This window comes from Halorubrum sp. T3, from assembly GCF_000296615.1.
Classification (GTDB): domain Archaea; phylum Halobacteriota; class Halobacteria; order Halobacteriales; family Haloferacaceae; genus Halorubrum; species Halorubrum ruber.
Genome location: NZ_JH815329.1, coordinates 1,219,467 through 1,234,503, shown reverse-complemented (window position 1 = coordinate 1,234,503; position 15,037 = coordinate 1,219,467). Strand labels below are relative to the sequence as shown.

At 69.8% G+C, this 15,037-nt stretch carries 14 protein-coding genes; 10 read left to right on the top strand and 4 right to left on the bottom strand.

From position 1 onward, the window contains the following. Nucleotides 1–58: 58 nt before the first annotated feature. Together B378_RS0108290 and B378_RS0108285 are read right to left on the bottom strand one after the other, a co-directional pair. Complete coding sequence (locus B378_RS0108290) at nt 59–901, bottom strand: translation initiation factor eIF-2B (RefSeq protein WP_017343340.1); 843 nt, start codon at nt 899–901, stop codon at nt 59–61. 96 nt (nt 902–997) lie between these two features. Beyond that, the gene (locus tag B378_RS0108285) at nt 998–1,720 is read right to left on the bottom strand and encodes a DUF726 domain-containing protein (protein ID WP_017343339.1); all 723 of its coding nucleotides are present in this window, start codon (nt 1,718–1,720) and stop codon (nt 998–1,000) included. 261 nt (nt 1,721–1,981) lie between these two features. On the opposite strand from B378_RS0108285, the gene B378_RS0108280 reads away from it, so the two are divergent. Together B378_RS0108280 and B378_RS0108275 are read left to right on the top strand one after the other, a co-directional pair. Further along, the gene (locus tag B378_RS0108280) at nt 1,982–2,479 is read left to right on the top strand and encodes a hypothetical protein (RefSeq protein ID WP_017343338.1); all 498 of its coding nucleotides are present in this window, start codon (nt 1,982–1,984) and stop codon (nt 2,477–2,479) included. A gap of 80 nt (nt 2,480–2,559) precedes the next feature. Next, complete coding sequence (locus tag B378_RS0108275) at nt 2,560–2,772, top strand: hypothetical protein (protein ID WP_017343337.1); 213 nt, start codon at nt 2,560–2,562, stop codon at nt 2,770–2,772. A gap of 200 nt (nt 2,773–2,972) precedes the next feature. Here B378_RS0108275 and B378_RS16390 read toward each other — a convergent pair whose 3' ends face one another. Continuing rightward, nucleotides 2,973–3,203 (bottom strand): hypothetical protein, encoded by a 231-nt coding sequence (locus B378_RS16390; RefSeq protein ID WP_082224253.1) that lies wholly within the window; start codon nt 3,201–3,203, stop codon nt 2,973–2,975. 315 nt (nt 3,204–3,518) lie between these two features. On the opposite strand from B378_RS16390, the gene mch reads away from it, so the two are divergent. From mch to B378_RS0108255, 4 genes are all read left to right on the top strand, one after another. Beyond that, nucleotides 3,519–4,457 (top strand): methenyltetrahydromethanopterin cyclohydrolase, encoded by a 939-nt coding sequence (mch, locus tag B378_RS0108270; RefSeq protein WP_017343336.1) that lies wholly within the window; start codon nt 3,519–3,521, stop codon nt 4,455–4,457. Nucleotides 4,458–4,484: 27 nt separating this feature from the next. Further along, complete coding sequence (locus tag B378_RS0108265; RefSeq protein ID WP_017343335.1) at nt 4,485–5,012, top strand: hypothetical protein; 528 nt, start codon at nt 4,485–4,487, stop codon at nt 5,010–5,012. A 77-nt stretch (nt 5,013–5,089) separates the two neighbouring features. Beyond that, a complete protein-coding gene (locus B378_RS0108260) occupies nt 5,090–6,283 on the top strand; it encodes a potassium channel family protein (RefSeq protein ID WP_017343334.1) in 1,194 nt (397 codons plus the stop codon). Continuing rightward, nucleotides 6,267–6,659 (top strand): nuclear transport factor 2 family protein, encoded by a 393-nt coding sequence (locus tag B378_RS0108255; protein WP_017343333.1) that lies wholly within the window; start codon nt 6,267–6,269, stop codon nt 6,657–6,659. The genes B378_RS0108260 and B378_RS0108255 overlap by 17 nt, the downstream gene beginning before the upstream one ends. Before the next feature lie 13 nt (nt 6,660–6,672). On the opposite strand, the gene B378_RS0108250 is transcribed toward B378_RS0108255, so the two are convergent. Continuing rightward, on the bottom strand, nt 6,673–7,884 hold the full coding sequence (locus tag B378_RS0108250; protein ID WP_017343332.1) for an iron-containing alcohol dehydrogenase family protein: 1,212 nt from the start codon (nt 7,882–7,884) through the stop codon (nt 6,673–6,675). Between the two features lie 166 nt (nt 7,885–8,050). On the opposite strand from B378_RS0108250, the gene gyrB reads away from it, so the two are divergent. The 4 genes from gyrB (at nt 8,051) to B378_RS0108230 (ending at nt 15,004) form a co-directional block, all read left to right on the top strand. Then, entirely contained in the window at nt 8,051–9,967 is a 1,917-nt protein-coding gene (gyrB, locus tag B378_RS0108245) for a DNA topoisomerase (ATP-hydrolyzing) subunit B (RefSeq protein ID WP_017343331.1), read from the top strand. Further along, nucleotides 9,964–12,453: a DNA gyrase subunit A gene (gene gyrA, locus B378_RS0108240; protein ID WP_017343330.1), complete on the top strand. Its 2,490-nt coding sequence runs from the start codon at nt 9,964–9,966 to the stop codon at nt 12,451–12,453. The genes gyrB and gyrA overlap by 4 nt, the downstream gene beginning before the upstream one ends. A gap of 91 nt (nt 12,454–12,544) precedes the next feature. Then, on the top strand, nt 12,545–12,925 hold the full coding sequence (locus tag B378_RS0108235) for a hypothetical protein (protein WP_017343329.1): 381 nt from the start codon (nt 12,545–12,547) through the stop codon (nt 12,923–12,925). A gap of 48 nt (nt 12,926–12,973) precedes the next feature. Next, entirely contained in the window at nt 12,974–15,004 is a 2,031-nt protein-coding gene (locus tag B378_RS0108230) for an AMP-binding protein (protein WP_017343328.1), read from the top strand. The last annotated feature ends 33 nt before the right edge of the window (nt 15,005–15,037 follow it).

The window sequence follows — 15,037 nt, the reverse complement described above, 5'->3', positions numbered from 1 at the left end:
GGCGCTCGAGAAGTACGACGATAATCGGTGCGGCACGCGCGACTTGCCCGTGCGCCGCTCAGTTCCAGACGCCGTCGTCGGTGATCACGGTGTCGATCATCCCGATCGGCGTGGCGTCGTAGCTGGGGTTCTCGATCTCGACGTCCTCGACCGGCTCGCGCATCACCTCGACGGCGTCGCGGAACTCGTTCTCGAAGCGGAACTCCTCGATTGTCTTCGCGCCCGAGCCGACCGCCGTGACGGGGACACCGAGTTCGCGGGCGGTGACCACCAGCGGGAAGGTGCCGATCCGGTTGTAGTAGGTCCCGCCGGTGATGCAGGTGATCCCGAGCAGGACGCGGTCGCAGTCGCGGAGCGCGTACCCCATCGCGCTGTCGACGACCATCCGCGTCTCGACGCGGGACATCCCAGCGAGGACGCGCGCGGTCTTGCGGCCCAGCGTCCGCGGGCGCGCCTCGGTGACGTAGACGGTGAGGTGCGCGCCGTCGCGCGCGGCGTTCTCGATCGCCTCCAACACCGTCGTCGAGTAGTCGTGGACGAGCAGCGTGTCGCCGTCCTCGATGCGCTCGGCGGCGTTGGCGGCCGCCTCACCCTTCGCCGTCTCGATGTCCTCGGTGACGCGGGCGATCACGTCCTCCAACAGCTGCTTCGCGCCCTCGACGCTCGTCGCCTCGCCGACGATGGAGCGTTCCACGTCGCGCATCGCGTTGTGGAGCGCGGCGTGGGAGGGGTTCGACCGGCGCAACACGCCCGCGTTGTGTTCGAGGTCGCGCTCGAACTCGTCGACGGTCACGTACTCGCGGTCAAGCAGGTCCGCGAGCGACCGCGTCGCCTTTACGGCCACCGCCGACGTGCTGTGGGTCCGCATCGCCCGGATCTCGGCGACGGTCTCGTCGATCATGCCCGAACGGTCGACCGCGCCGGTAAAAGGGGTTCCGGGGGCGAGCCGGCGGTGGGACGCTCCGAGGCGCTCGGAGCGATTCGCCGCGCCGGCGGGCTACTCGAATCCGAGTCGGCCGACCGCGCGCGGCAGGCACCCCTCCTCCGGCTCGACGTACGAGTAGTGGTCCGCGACCAGGTCGGTGACGTCGACGTCCGCGTAGTTCTCGGGGGCGATCGCGGAGTCCGGGAGCCCGCCGTGCCCGACCGCGCGCGTCCGGTCCGACGCGCGGTACACCCAGCCGAGGACGCGGTCGTTCCGGCTGTGGAAGTTGTAGACCGGCGCGTCGAGCGCCGCGATCGCGGGCCCGTATCGGCCGTCGACGGCCGCGCTGTCGTGCGGGACCGCCCCGCCGAACAGCGAGACCGAGGCGAGGGCGTCGGGCCGCTCTCGGGCCGCGAGTTCGCGGAGCGTCGCCCCCGTCACCCGGGCGCCCAGCGAGTGGGCGAACAGGTGGACCGGGCGCCCATCTTCGTCCGCCCACGCCGTCAGCCAGTCGGCGAGCGGGACGGCGTTGGCGTCGGCGGTCTCCTTCGCTGGCCCCCAGTCGACGTTCGACGCCCACGAGTAGCCGATCACGGGGCGGTCGCTGGCCTCTCCGCCGGTTTCAATCGCCGCGTCGAGGCCGAGCCGAGCGGTGTACGCGAGGTCGCGGGCCGACTCGGCGTCCGCGCCCAGACCGTGGACGAACAGGACCACGGAGTCGGCCCCGTCGAACGCCCACGACCCCGACCGCTCCGTCGAATCGTCGGTGTCGAGGCGGTCGCGCGTCGACACCATCGGCTGCGTTTCGGGTGCCTCGTACCCGCCGGCATCACCGTCGAGTTCGTTCGCGACGTAGAGGCCGCCGCCGCCGAGGAGGCCGACCCCGGCCGCGACGCCGTAGAGGAGCCGTCGTCGGGTGACGAGTCCGGAGGTGTCGTCCGATGCGTCCGAGCCGTCAGCGGGGGTATCGGATGAGATGTCGGATTGTCGGCCCGAGCGATCAAATACCTGACGCGACGGCGACGGCTGTTTATAAATGGCTCTCGTATGTCCGGTATGAGCTACCCGGTCACGTACTACTGTCCGCACTGCGGGACGCTCGTCGCGCTCGAACGCGAGGGGTACCTCGCGGACAAGTCGGTGACGCCGTATCCGCTGGAAGGGTGGACCTACGTCGCGCCGACCGAGCCGTTCGACGCGGAAGAGGGCGGTGGGGGTGCGGACAGCGGCGAGGACGGCGACGAGGTCGACGCAGACGGCGTCCGGTTCGTCTGCGGCGAGAGCGACGGCGTCGACTGGGACCCGCACGACGGGGTTCGGGGGACCGACGTCGGCGGCGACGAACCGTACCGGGAACCCGACAGCGAGGGCGTCGGCTGCGGCGAGCCGTTCTACCTCTCGTTCGTCCGCTACGAGGAGGGCCGCGAGATCGATCCGCGAGCGGAGTCGGAACCCGTTGAGATCAACCCTGACCCGCGGCCGAGCGGTCCCCGCGGTCCGCCCGGCCCCGGCGAGGCAGGCGGGCCGGACGACTCCGACGGCGGCTTCTGGTGAGCGGTCGGGTCGACCCCCGTTCGGACGGCAGCATCCGTTACGCCGGAAAATACTTCAGTTGAAGGCCGGAATCGCCGCGTATGCCCGGCAGCCGATCGAACTCCCCGCTCGGGAGGGCCGTCGGCGTGGCCGTCGCCCTCCTCGCGGTCGCCCTCCTCGCGTTGGACCGGTGGACCGATCTGTCCGTCCCATACGGCTACGACTCCGGCAGCACCGCGCTGTTTCTCGTCGGCGCGGCGGCTGCCGTCCTCGCCGTTGCGCTCGGCGGCTACCGGTACTTCATCAGCGAGTGACGGTCGTCGGGACTGTCGGCGCGGTTCGGCAGTCCGGCGTCGGCTTCGGTGACTTCGCATTTATAAACAGTTGCCGCTGAGCTGAGAGCGACGCTCTTCGCATCGCGAGGTTATTTATAAATGAGCGGCCGCGGACCACCGGTATCCCGCCGAAGTTTCAGTCGCCTGTTTATAAACCGACGCTCGCAGATCGACAGAGATCACCGCCAAGGCCCTACTCGCCCGTTTATAAATAATCGCAGTGAATCGGCGGCGAACACCGGCAAAGCCCCAGCCGCTCGCTTATAAATTTCCGTCAACGGATCGGCGACGAACTCCTCCAAAGCCCCAGCCGCTCGCTTATAAATTTCCGTCAACGGATCGGCGACGAACTCCTCCAAAGCCCCAGCCGCGAGGACTCGCGCGGCTCGCTGCGCGCTTCGGTCGCTCACTCCGTTCGCTCCCTCCAGTGCTTGCGTCGCCGTGCTTCGTCCTCGCGACTGCCCCTTTGAGCCCCGCCCCGCACAGCGACCGCACCTCACACCTCCCCAGCCTCGTCAGTCGCCTCCGCTTCGCTCCGGCGACTGACTCCCTCGCGCGGTGCCGTTCGCGGCCGCCGTGGGCGGCCGCTCACGGGCACGCGCCAACAGCACCGCTGGCTTATAAATGACCGATCGCTAGGTGCGTTCGTTTTTAAATTAGCACGTCGTCACGGCCCGCGAGTCGAACAGCCAAACCCCTTAAACGGGGAGCGAGTACCGTTTCGTATGGAAAGCATCAATCGGACCGCGATCGAGCTGGTCGACGAGGCGCTCGACTTCGCCGGCGAGCTGGACGTCGTCGGCTACGAGCTGGACAACGGCGCCACCGTCGTCGACTTCGGAATCGACGCGGCCGGCGGCGTCGAGGCGGGACTGCTGCTCGCGGAGATCCAGACCGCCGGGCTCGCGAACCTCCAGACCCGGATGGGCGAGCTCGCGGGCGCGCCGCGCCAGTACGTCGAGCTGTCGACGGACCACCCCGCCGTGGCGCTGCTCTGCTCGCAGAAGGCCGGCTGGGAGCTCACGACCGAGGGCGGCTTCGAGGGGCTCGGCTCCGGGCCGGCCCGCGCCCTCGTCGGCCGCGAGACCGAGTTCGAGCGCGTCGGCTACTACGACTCCTCGGAGTTCGCCACGCTCGCGATCGAGTCGACGACGCTCCCCGACGAGGAGGTCGCCGAGCAGGTCGCCGACATGGCAGAGGTCGACGCCGACGGCGTGTTCCTCCCGACGTTCGCCACCGGCTCGACCGCCGGCTCCGTCACCACCGCCGCGCGCGCCGCCGAGCTCGCCGTCTTCCGCCTGCTGGAGGTCGGCTACGAGCCCACGGACGTGCTCCACGCCTCCGGCTCGGCGCCGCTCGCGCCCCCGACCCGGGACGAGACCGAGGCGATGGGTCGCACCAACGACGCCTTGGCGTACGGCGGGCAGGTCCACCTCCAGGTGGCGCGCGACGACGACCGCTTCGACCAGATCGTCTCGACCGCCAGCGAGGAGTACGGAACCCCCTTTGTCGACGTGTTCGAGGACGCCGACTGGGACTTCTACGACGTGCCGGAGAGCGTGTTCGCCCCCGCGCAGGTCACCGTCGACGTCGTCGACGGCCCCGTCTACACCGTCGGCGAGACCGACGAGGAGCTGCTCGCGGAGTCGTTCGGCTACCGCTGACCGCCGCGTAACCCTTCTCACGCTCCCGTGCGACTCAAACCCGTCCCCGAACCCCCGGCCGATCTCGACGCGCTCAGCGAGTACCAGCGCGCCGTCCCGCTCGTCCCCGGCGACACGGACGACTGCTGCGCCCGACTCCGGCGGCGCCGCGACCTCCCCGACCGGCAGACCGCGAACGACTGGCTCGCGTTCCTGCGCGCGCTCGGCCTCGCCGAAGAGACCTCGCGCGGGTTCGTCCGCGCCGACGCCGAACCGACCCCCGAGCGCGTCCGGGAAGGGCTCCGCGACGGCGTCCTCCTCGTCCCGGAGGCGCTCGCGGCGCTGCGGGAGGCCTCGCCCGACGATCCGCTGACTGCCGCCGACCTCTTCGCGGCCACCCGCGACCGGGTCCCGCGTCACGACCGCGCCCGGAACCCCGACTGGGAGGCCGCGTGGCGCGACCGCGCGGCGCGGCTGCTCGGCTGGCTCGCGCTCGTCGACCTCGCGGCTCCGGTCGACGGCGATCCGAGACCGCCCGAGGAGGGGCCGGGATACGTCGCCGGCGACGCGCTCTGACCCGGCCGTCACCCTCGCCGCGACCGTCTCACCGCCCCCGCAACAAGCCTTTTACTCGGTGCCGGTGAGGGAGTCGCATGGGACGCTTCGACGAGCGCACGGTCCGCTACGAGCCGACGAGCGTCAAGGACCTGCTCGTCGAGATGAAAGACACCGCGGAGCTGCTTATCGACCTGTCGTACTCGGCGGTCCTCCACGGGAGCCCGACGGTCGCGCACGAGGTCGTCGAACTGGAACACCGGATGGACGTGCTCCAGCTTCGCGCCCGGATGAGCCTGATGCTCGCGGCGCGGAATCCGAACGAGGCGGAGACGCTCGCCCCCGTCCTCGGCGTCGTCGGCGCCGCGGAGAAGATCGCGGACGCGGCCGGCGACATCGCCCAGATCGTCACCGAGGAGATCGGGCTCCCCGACGCGATGCGCGGCGCGCTGTCGGCGGGCGTCGAGACGCTCGTTCGCGGGACCGTGGCCGCCGACTCCGCGTACGCCGGACGGACGCTGAAGGCGATCGACCTCGAATCGGTGACCGGCGTCCGCGTGATCGCCGTCCGGCGCGACGAGGACTGGATCCTCAACCCCGGGCCGACAACTCGGCTGGAGGCCGGCGACGTGACGCTGCTGCGCGGCCCCGAGGGGGGCATCGCCGACGTCTACCCCGAGCTGAGCGGCGAGCCGTTCGAGCCCGACCCGCCCGCGGAGCCCGCGATCGACGACCTCGAACGCGCGGTCGACTCGATCGTGTTGATGAAGAACCTCTCGGAGCTCGCCGTCGACCTCGCGTACGGCTCCGTCCTCTTCGACAACGAGGAACTGGCCGAGGAGGTGAGCAACTTAGAGATCGAGGTCGACGCCCTACAGTCGCGGTTCGAGGCGTGGACGCTCCGGGCCGCGGCCGAGGCGGACGACCCGGTGTCGCTGCGCGGGCTCATCCACCTCGGCGTCGCGACCGAGGAGATCTCCGACGCCGCGCTCGCGATCACCGAGGGCGTCCGCCGCGACCTCGACGTTCACCCGGTCGTGGAGATGGCGGTCCAGGAGTCCGACGAGATCATCACCCGGACCGAGGTCGCCGCGGGGAGCGACCTCGACGGGACCGCGGTTGTCGACGGCGTGCCCGCGACCGACATCTCGACGAGCGTCCTCGCGATCCGGCGCGCGGACGACGAGTGGCTGGTCGGGCCCGACATCGACACCACGCTGCGCGGCGGCGACGTGATCATCTCGAAGGGAACCCGGACCTCGGCCGAGGAGTTCGATGCCCTCGCGGCGTGAGGGCGGGGAGGGGGAAGCGGCGCCGGCCGCGGACCCGGACCCCGCCGCGCTCGCTCGGGCCTACTACGACGCGCTCGACGCCGGCGAGTACGACCGGCTGGCGTCGCTGCTCGCTCCCGACTTCGTCCAGCGGCGCCCCGATCGAACCTTCGAGGGACGCGACCGCTTCGTGGCGTTCATGCGCGACGAGCGGCCGAACACGGACACGACCCACGCGGTCGAGCGCGTGTACCCCGCCGGCCCCGGCGTGGCCGTCCGCGGTCGACTGCTGGACAACGACGGGGAGGAGCTGTTCGCGTTCGTCGACGTGTTCTCCGTCGACGACGGGCGGTTGACCGCGCTGGAGACGTACGCGGCAGAGTCGTCTGCCGACTGAAGCGCCGCCGCGCCTACCACGCGGCGCGCAGCACGCCTAAGATTCCTTCCGCGGTCGCGTCGAGGTCGGCCGGCGCGCGCTCCATCGGAGGGTCCTCGGCGACGAACTCGGCGATCGCCGGCAGGTCGTCCTCGTCGGTCTCGGGGAGGTCTCGGAGGCGGCTCGGAACGTCGAGCGCGTCGCGGACCTCGGCGACCGCCTCGACGACGTCCTCCGCGATCGCGTCGTCGTCGCGGCCGTCGGTCCGGACGCCGAGGCCGGCCGCGAGCGCCCGGCGGCTCGCGTCGACCTCGTCGAAGAGGTACGCCAGCGCGTGGGGCGCCACGACCGCGTGGATCGCGCCCTGCTGGACGTCGTAGCGGCGCGCGAACCCGTGGCCGAACGCGTGGATCACGCTGATCTTCCGGTCGAGCTGGACGAGCAGCGCCCCGACGACCGCTCGGTCGGTCGCCTCCTCGCCGCCGGGCCGGTCGCCGGCCACGCGCGGGAGGGCGTCCGAGAGGAGGCGGAGCCCGTGGACCGCGGCCGCGTCGCTCACGGGCGAGGCGTCGCGGGCGTACGGCGTCTCGATCCCCTTGTCGAAGCCGTTCATCGCGGACCCGGCCAGCACCGACTGCGGGGTCGTCTCGAACAGCGCCGGGTCGGCGACGTCTGCGATCGGCCACGCGTCGCTCCCGCTGACGTTCACCGGCTGGCCGGTCGGCGACTCGTCGGCCGCGAAGACCTCCAAGGACCCGCCGGTCGAGACGTCCGCGCCCGCGAACGTCGTCGGCACGACGACGGACGGGAATGTGGGATCGCTCGCCGGCGCGAGGTCGCCGAGTGCGTCCGGCCCGGCCTCCGCGTCGGCGCGGATCTCGCCGAGGTCGCGGCCGTCGGCGGCGAGCAGCGTCGCCTGTCTGGCGATATCGAGGCTGGCGCCGCCGCCGACCGCGACGAGGACGTCCGCGCCGACCTCGGCCCGCGCGTCGAGCAGGTCGTAGGCGGTCTCTACTCGCTTGTCGGGAGTCGTCCCGTCGAAGACGCCGGCGAGCCGGTCGCCGAGCCCCTCTCGGACCGGGTCCATCAGCGCGTCGTTCGCGCCGGTGTTCGAGCCGCAGACGACGAGCGCGTCGTCGAGGCCCCGCTCGCCGAGCCAGTCGCCGAGGTCGTCGATTCGGCCCCGTCCGTACCGGATCTCGCAGCCCCGGTGAACGTGTTCGAAGGAGTCCGCGATCGGTAGCATCGGCGATCGGTACGCGAGGGCGCGGCTTGTAGCTGTGGGAAAAATCCGCATACGCGAGGCCGGACTGCGCGCTGCCTGGCCGAGGCCGTCCGCCCGCCTCGACTCACACGCCCGCGCGCGTGCGCCGGCTTTATAACCCGACGGCGATTAGCGACGGTAAGTTCCTATGTCAGAGCAGAGCGAATACGGAGCCGGCCAGATTCAGGTCCTCGAGGGCCTACAGGCCGTCCGTAAGCGACCGGCGATGTACATCGGGTCCACGGACGGTCGAGGGCTCCACCATCTCGTCTACGAGGTCGTCGACAACTCCATTGACGAGGCGCTCGCGGGATACTGCGAGGAGATCGAGGTGCGGATCCACGACGACGGCTCCGTCTCCGTCAGCGACGACGGGCGGGGAATTCCGGTCGACACCCACGAGGAGTACGACCGGCCCGCACTGGAGGTCATCCTGACGGTCCTCCACGCCGGCGGGAAGTTCGACTCCAAGTCGTACCAGGTCTCCGGCGGGCTCCACGGCGTCGGCGTCAGCGTCGTGAACGCGCTCTCCGAGCGCTTGGAGGTCGAGGTAAAACGCGACGGCGGCGTCTTCCGCCATCGATTCGCCCGCGGTGAGCCCGCGGAGGACGGCTTCGAGCGCGTCCGCGACATGGAATCGGGCGAGTCGACGGGCACGGAGATCCGATTCTGGCCCGACGAGGAGATCTTCGAGACCACGGAGTTCCAGACGTCGACGCTCGCCAACCGGCTGCGCGAGCTCGCGTTCCTCAACTCCGGCGTCGAGATCCGCCTCGTCGACGACCGCGACGACACCGAGGAGACGTTCAAGTACGACGGCGGCATCCGCGAGTTCGTCGCGTACCTCAACGAGACGCGCTCGCCGATCCACGAGGAGGTCATCTACTTCGAGGACGAGACCGACGGCGTCCACGTCGAGGTCGCGATGCAGGCGACCGAGGAGCTCCAGGGCTCCGTCCACGCGTTCGCCAACAACATCAACACCCGCGAGGGCGGCACCCACCTCACCGGTTTCAAGACCGCCCTCACGCGCACCGTCAACGACTACGCCAACGAGCACGGGCTCGTCGACGACCTCGACGCGAACCTCAAGGGCGAGGACGTCCGCGAGGGGCTCACGGCGGTCGTCTCGGTGAAACACCCCGACCCGCAGTTCGAGGGCCAGACGAAGACGAAGCTCGGCAACAGCGAGGTCCGCGGCGTCGTCGAGTCCGCGACCCACGAGAAGCTCGGCACCTTCTTCGAGGAGAACCCCGACACCGCAGAGAAGGTCGTCCACAAGGCCGCCGAGGCCGCCAGGGCGCGGAAGGCCGCCAAGAAGGCGGAGGAGCTCACCCGCCGGAAGTCGGCGCTGGAGTCGACGGCACTCCCCGGTAAGCTGGCGGACTGTCAAACGCGCGACCCCACCGAGGCGGAGCTGTTCGTCGTCGAGGGCGACTCCGCGGGCGGCTCGGCCAAGCAGGGCCGGAACCGCGAGAACCAGGCGATACTCCCGCTGAAGGGGAAGATCCTCAACGTCGAGAAACACCGCCTCGACCGCATCCTCGAGAACGACGAGATCCGCGCGCTGATCACCGCGATCGGCGCGGGGATCGGAGAAGAATTCGACATCGAAGATGTCAGATATAATAAAATAATTCTCATGACCGATGCAGATGTCGACGGAGCCCATATCAGAACCCTCCTCTTGACCCTCCTCTACCGCCACATGAAGCCGCTGCTCGAAGCGGGCTACGTGTACGCGGCCCAGCCGCCCCTCTACCGCGTCCGGTACCGCGGGAACACGTACGACGCGATGACCGAGGAGGAGCGCGACCGCATCGTCGAGGAGGAGTGCGACGGCAACCCCACACAGGTCCAGCGGTTCAAGGGGCTCGGCGAGATGAACCCGGACCAGCTGTGGGACACCACGATGGACCCGGAGAACCGCCGGCTCAAGCGGATCACCATCGACGACGCGGCCGCGGCGGACCGGATGTTCAACGTGCTGATGGGTGACGCGGTCGAGCCGAGGAAGCAGTTCATCAAGGAGCACGCGACCGAGGCGGAGTGGGTGGACATATGAGCTCGGAGACCCCTGACGCCGACCCCGGCGACGTACGCGCGGCGCAGGTGACGAACGCGCGCATCGAAGACGAGATGGAGCAGTCGTACATCGACTACGCGATGTCCGTCATCGCGGGGCGGGCGCTCCCCGACGTGCGCGACGGGCTCAAGCCCGTCCACCGCCGCATCCTCTTCGCGATGAACGAGGCGGGCGTGACGAGCAACTCCGCGCACCGCAAGTCCTCCTCCGTCGTCGGCGAGACGATGGGCGACTACCACCCGCACGGCGACAGCGCCATCTACGACACGCTCGCGCGGATGGCCCAGGACTTCTCGATGCGCTACCCGCTCGTCGACGGGCAGGGGAACTTCGGTTCGGTCGACGGCGACCCGCCGGCCGCGATGCGGTACACGGAGGCGCGGATGTCGCCCATCGCCGAGGAGCTCATGGCGGACATCGAGCGCGACACCGTCGACTTCCAGGCGAACTACGACGACCGCCTCGAGGAGCCCGAGGTGCTGCCCGCGGCGTTCCCGAACCTGCTCGTCAACGGCTCGTCGGGCATCGCCGTCGGGATGTCGACGAACATCCCCCCGCACAACCTCGGCGAGGTGATCGACGCCACCGTCGAGCTAATCCAGACCCCCGACGCGAGCGTCGAGGACCTGATGGAACACGTCAAGGGGCCGGACTTCCCGACCGGCGCGAACATCGTCGGGCGGAACGCGGTCCACAAGGCGTACAAGACGGGTCGCGGGCGGATCCGCGTCCGCGCGGAGTTCGAGGTCCTCGAGGAGGAGGGACGGATCGTCATCAGCGAGCTCCCCTTCCAGCAGAACAAGTCGCGGCTCGTCGAGCGCATCGCGGAGGACGTCAACGAGGGCGCCATCGAGGGGATCCGCGACCTCCGCGACGAGTCCGACCGCGACGGGATCCGGATCGTCGTCGAGCTCAAGCGCGACGCGATGGCCGAGGTCGTCAAGAACCAGCTGTTGGAGAGCCACCTCGAACGCACCTTCGGCGTCATCAACCTCGCCTTGGTCGACGGCTCGCCGCAGGTGCTGGACCTCAAGCAGACCTTAGAGCACTACGTCGAACACCGCCGCGAGGTCGTGCGCCGGCGCTCTGAGCACGAGCTCGCGGAGCGCGAGGACCGCGCGCACATCCTCGAAGGCCGCCTGAAGGCGCTCGACAACGTCGACAGCGTCGTCGAGACGATCCAAGACTCCGACGACCGCGACGCCGCGAAGGCCGCGCTGGAGTCGGCGTTCGACTTCACCGAGGCGCAGGCGGCCCACATCGTCCGGATGCAGCTCGGCTCGCTCACCTCGATGGAGACTGCCGAGATCGAGGAGGAGTACGAGGAAGTGAAAGCGCGGATCGAGCGGCTGGAGACGATCCTCTCGGACCCCGACGAGCTCGACCAGGTGATCGTCGACGAGCTCCGGGAGATCAAAGCCGAGTACGACGACGAGCGCCGCACGAGCTTCATCGAGGACGCGGGCGACGTGACCCACGAGGACCTCATCCCCGAAGAGGAGTGCGTCGTCGTGATGAGCGAGGACGACTACATCAAGCGGATGCCGCTCGACGAGTTCCGCGCGCAGAACCGCGGCGGCAAGGGGATCATCGGCACCGGACTCAAGGAGGGCGACCGCGTCTCCTCCGTGTTCGCGGCCAGCTCCCACGACTACCTGCTGGTGTTCACGAACCGCGGGCAGATCTACGAGCTGAAGACCTACGAGATCCCGGAGATGTCCCGCACGGCCCGCGGGAAGTCCGCGGTCAACCTCCTCGACCTCGACGACGGCGAGGAGATCGAGTCGGTGGTCAACACCGAGGACCTCGACGACGACGAGTTCCTCACGATGGTCACCCGCGACGGCTACATCAAGCGGACCGCCGTCGACGAGTTCGGCAACATCCGGTCGACGGGGATCCGCGCGATCCGACTGGAGGACGGCGACGAACTCGTCGACGTCGAGGTGACCGACGGCGAGCGCGACATCGTCATCGGCAGCCGGAACGGGATGGCGATCCGCTTCGACGAGTCGGACGCCCGCGCGATGGGCCGCACGGCCCGCGGCGTGATCGGCATCGACCTCCGCGAGGGCGACGCCGTCGCCGGCGTCGCCGCGATCGACGAGGAGTACCACAACTGGGTGCTCACCGTCACCGAGAACGGATACGGGAAGCGCTCCGACCTCGACGAGTACCGCCCGCAGTCGCGCAACGGGAAGGGGCTCGTCGACATCAAGACCGGCGACCGCAACGGCGAGGTCGTCGCTATCGAGGCCGTCACCTACGGCGACCACCTCGTCGCGATGAGCGGGGCCGGGCAGATCATGCGGACCCGCGTCGAGGAGATCTCGACGGTGAGCCGCAACACGAAGGGCGTCATCGTGATGAATCTCGACCCCGACGACGAGGTCGCCTCCGTCGACATCGTCCCCGAGTCGGTCCACGCCGCGGCGGACGAGGAAGAGACGGACGACGACGAGTAGCCGCCTCCCGCGAGCCGACCCGTTTTCGCGTTCCCCGCCGACCGCGAGCCGCGTGTCCGGGCTTGAAGTCCCGCCGCGACGAGCGATCGCCATGGAACGCCGCAGACTCCTCGCCGCGGGGACTGGCGCGCTCGCGGTCGCGGCCGCCGGCTGTCTCGGCTCCGACCCCGACCCGAGTCGACTCGACCTGACAGTCCGCAACGACGGCGACGGCCCGGTCGACGTGGAGGTGACCGTCGCGGGCGACGACGGGACCACCTACGCCGAGGAGTCCGACCGCGTCGACGCCGGCGTCGCTCGGGCGTTCGAGGTCGCCGTAGGGGCGACGGGCCGACACGAGGTAACGGTGACCGGCGCCGACTGGGAGGGGCGGCTCGCGTGGGACGCCGGGACCTGTGCGCTGTACGACGGGGAGGTGTCGGTCGACTCCGAGACCGTCGCGGTCGCGGGCGAGTGCGCCGACCTACGATAGATCCTTCAGGAAAGTTACTTACTGTCGCCGCGAAAATCACCGGACGAGATGACCGAGTACGAGGGGATAGACGAGGTCGTACACGAGCCGAGCGAGGCGTTCGCCGAGTCGACGAACGTCGCCGCGTTCATGCGCGAGTACGGGATCGACGACTACGAGGCGCTCATCGAGCGGACCACCTCCGAGGTCGAGGGCGAGCCCGCGTCCGGCGTCGACTGGTTCTGGGACGAGATCGTCGACTACCTCGACATCGACTTCTACACCGACTACGACGCGGTTCGCGACGACTCCGATGGTCCGCAGTTCTCCGACTGGTACCCCGGCGGCGAGATCAACGTCGCGCACAACGTCGTCGACCGCCACGCCGCGGTCGACTCGCCGAACCGGAACCGCGTCGCGCTGATCTGGGAGGGCGAGCCCGGCGACGTCCGCGAGATCACCTTCCACGAGCTCCGCCGGCAGAGCGACAGGGTCGCGAACTACCTGACGGAGGCCGGGATCGAGACCGGCGACACCGTCGGCCTCTACATGCCGATGGTGCCCGAGGTCGTCTCCATCCTCTACGGCTGCCTGAAGGTCGGCGCGATCGCCGTGCCGATATTCTCCGGCTTCGGCCGCGAGGCGACCGCGACGCGGATCGAAGACGCGGAGCCCTCGGTACTTTTCACCGGCGACGGGTTCTACCGGCGGGGCAGTGAGGTCCGACTGAAGGGGACCGCGGACGAGGCGATCGCGGACGCGGGGCAGGTCGAGGAGGTCGTCGTGTACGACCGGCTCGGGGCGACGCCCGCGGGTGACGCCGCCGACTCCGGAGCCACCGCTGACCCCGTCCCGTGGAACGACGACCGCGACCGGACGTGGGAGGAGGCGGTCGGCTCGCAGCCGTCCGCGTACGAGACGAAGCACCTCCCGAGCGACCAGGAGTCCATGCTGCTGTACTCCTCGGGGACCACCGGCGAGCCCAAGGGGATCGTCCACACCCACGCCGGCGTCCTCACGCAGTGCGCCAAGGAGATCCACTTCGGCTTCGACCAGAAGCCCGCCGACCGGTTCTTCTGGGTCTCTGACATCGGCTGGATGATGGGGCCGTGGACGCTGATCGGCAACCACGCGTTCGGCGGGACCGTGGTGATGTACGAGGGCGCGCCCGACCATCCCGAGCCGGACCGCTTCTGGGAGCTGATCGACCGACACGGGATCACGCAGTTCGGCATCTCGCCGACCGCGATCCGGGCGCTCCGCAAGCACGGGGATCAGTGGGTGGAGGGCCACGACCTCTCCTCGCTCCGAATCTTGGGTTCCACCGGCGAGCCGTGGGACCCCGAGTCGTGGCGGTGGTTCTACGACGCGGTCGGCAGCGGGGAGTGCCCCATCGTCAACATCTCCGGGGGCACGGAGATCTGCGGCTGCTTCCTGATGCCGATGCCGAACCAGCCGCTCAAGCCCTGTACGCTCGGCGGGCCGGGCCTCGGGATGGACATCGACATCGTCGACGAGACCGGCGAGTCCGTCAGGGAGTCGGGCCAGCGCGGCTACCTCGTCGCGCGCGACTCGTGTCCGTCGATGACGAAGTCGCTGTGGTCGGGCGACGAGCGCTACCTCGACGAGTACTGGTCGACGTGGCCCGACCTGTGGGACCACGGCGACTTCGCGCAGAAGGATTCGGACGGCTTCTGGTTCCTCCACGGCCGCGCCGACGACGCGCTCAACGTCGCGGGCCGGAAGGTCGGCCCGGCCGAGATCGAGGGCGTCCTCATCGACCACGACGCCGTCAATCAGGCGGCCGCGGTCGGCGTCCCCGACGAAACCACCGGCACTGCGGTCGTCGCGTACGTCGTCCTCGAACCGGGCGTCGACCCGAGCGACGACCTCCGCGACGAGCTACGGGCGCTGGTGGGCGACGAGCACGGCAAGCCGTTCCGGCCGCGAGAGCTGCTGTTCGTCGACGCGTTCCCCAAGACGCAGTCGGGGAAGATCATCCGGCGCGCGATCGAGTCGGTGTATAACGATGAGGACCCCGGCGACCTCTCCTCGATGGAGAACCCGGAGGCGCTGGAGGCGCTGCGCGACCCCGCCTGAACCACTTCGGGGTCGCGTCCGCTACCTTCACCC

What these genes read in the sequence shown, in the direction of transcription:
- B378_RS0108275 (WP_017343337.1), top strand. Translation starts at nt 2,560, where the DNA reads ATGCCCGGCAGCCGATCGAACTCCCCGCTCGGGAGGGCCGTCGGCGTG.
- B378_RS0108255 (WP_017343333.1), top strand. Translation starts at nt 6,267, where the DNA reads ATGCCCTCGCGGCGTGAGGGCGGGGAGGGGGAAGCGGCGCCGGCCGCG.
- B378_RS0108250 (WP_017343332.1), bottom strand. Translation starts at nt 7,884, where the DNA reads ATGCTACCGATCGCGGACTCCTTCGAACACGTTCACCGGGGCTGCGAG.
- B378_RS0108235 (WP_017343329.1), top strand. Translation starts at nt 12,545, where the DNA reads ATGGAACGCCGCAGACTCCTCGCCGCGGGGACTGGCGCGCTCGCGGTC.
- B378_RS0108285 (WP_017343339.1), bottom strand. Translation starts at nt 1,720, where the DNA reads ATGGTGTCGACGCGCGACCGCCTCGACACCGACGATTCGACGGAGCGG.
- B378_RS0108230 (WP_017343328.1), top strand. Translation starts at nt 12,974, where the DNA reads ATGACCGAGTACGAGGGGATAGACGAGGTCGTACACGAGCCGAGCGAG.
- B378_RS0108290 (WP_017343340.1), bottom strand. Translation starts at nt 901, where the DNA reads ATGATCGACGAGACCGTCGCCGAGATCCGGGCGATGCGGACCCACAGC.
- mch (WP_017343336.1), top strand. Translation starts at nt 3,519, where the DNA reads ATGGAAAGCATCAATCGGACCGCGATCGAGCTGGTCGACGAGGCGCTC.
- B378_RS0108280 (WP_017343338.1), top strand. Translation starts at nt 1,982, where the DNA reads ATGAGCTACCCGGTCACGTACTACTGTCCGCACTGCGGGACGCTCGTC.
- gyrB (WP_017343331.1), top strand. Translation starts at nt 8,051, where the DNA reads ATGTCAGAGCAGAGCGAATACGGAGCCGGCCAGATTCAGGTCCTCGAG.
- gyrA (WP_017343330.1), top strand. Translation starts at nt 9,964, where the DNA reads ATGAGCTCGGAGACCCCTGACGCCGACCCCGGCGACGTACGCGCGGCG.
- B378_RS0108260 (WP_017343334.1), top strand. Translation starts at nt 5,090, where the DNA reads ATGGGACGCTTCGACGAGCGCACGGTCCGCTACGAGCCGACGAGCGTC.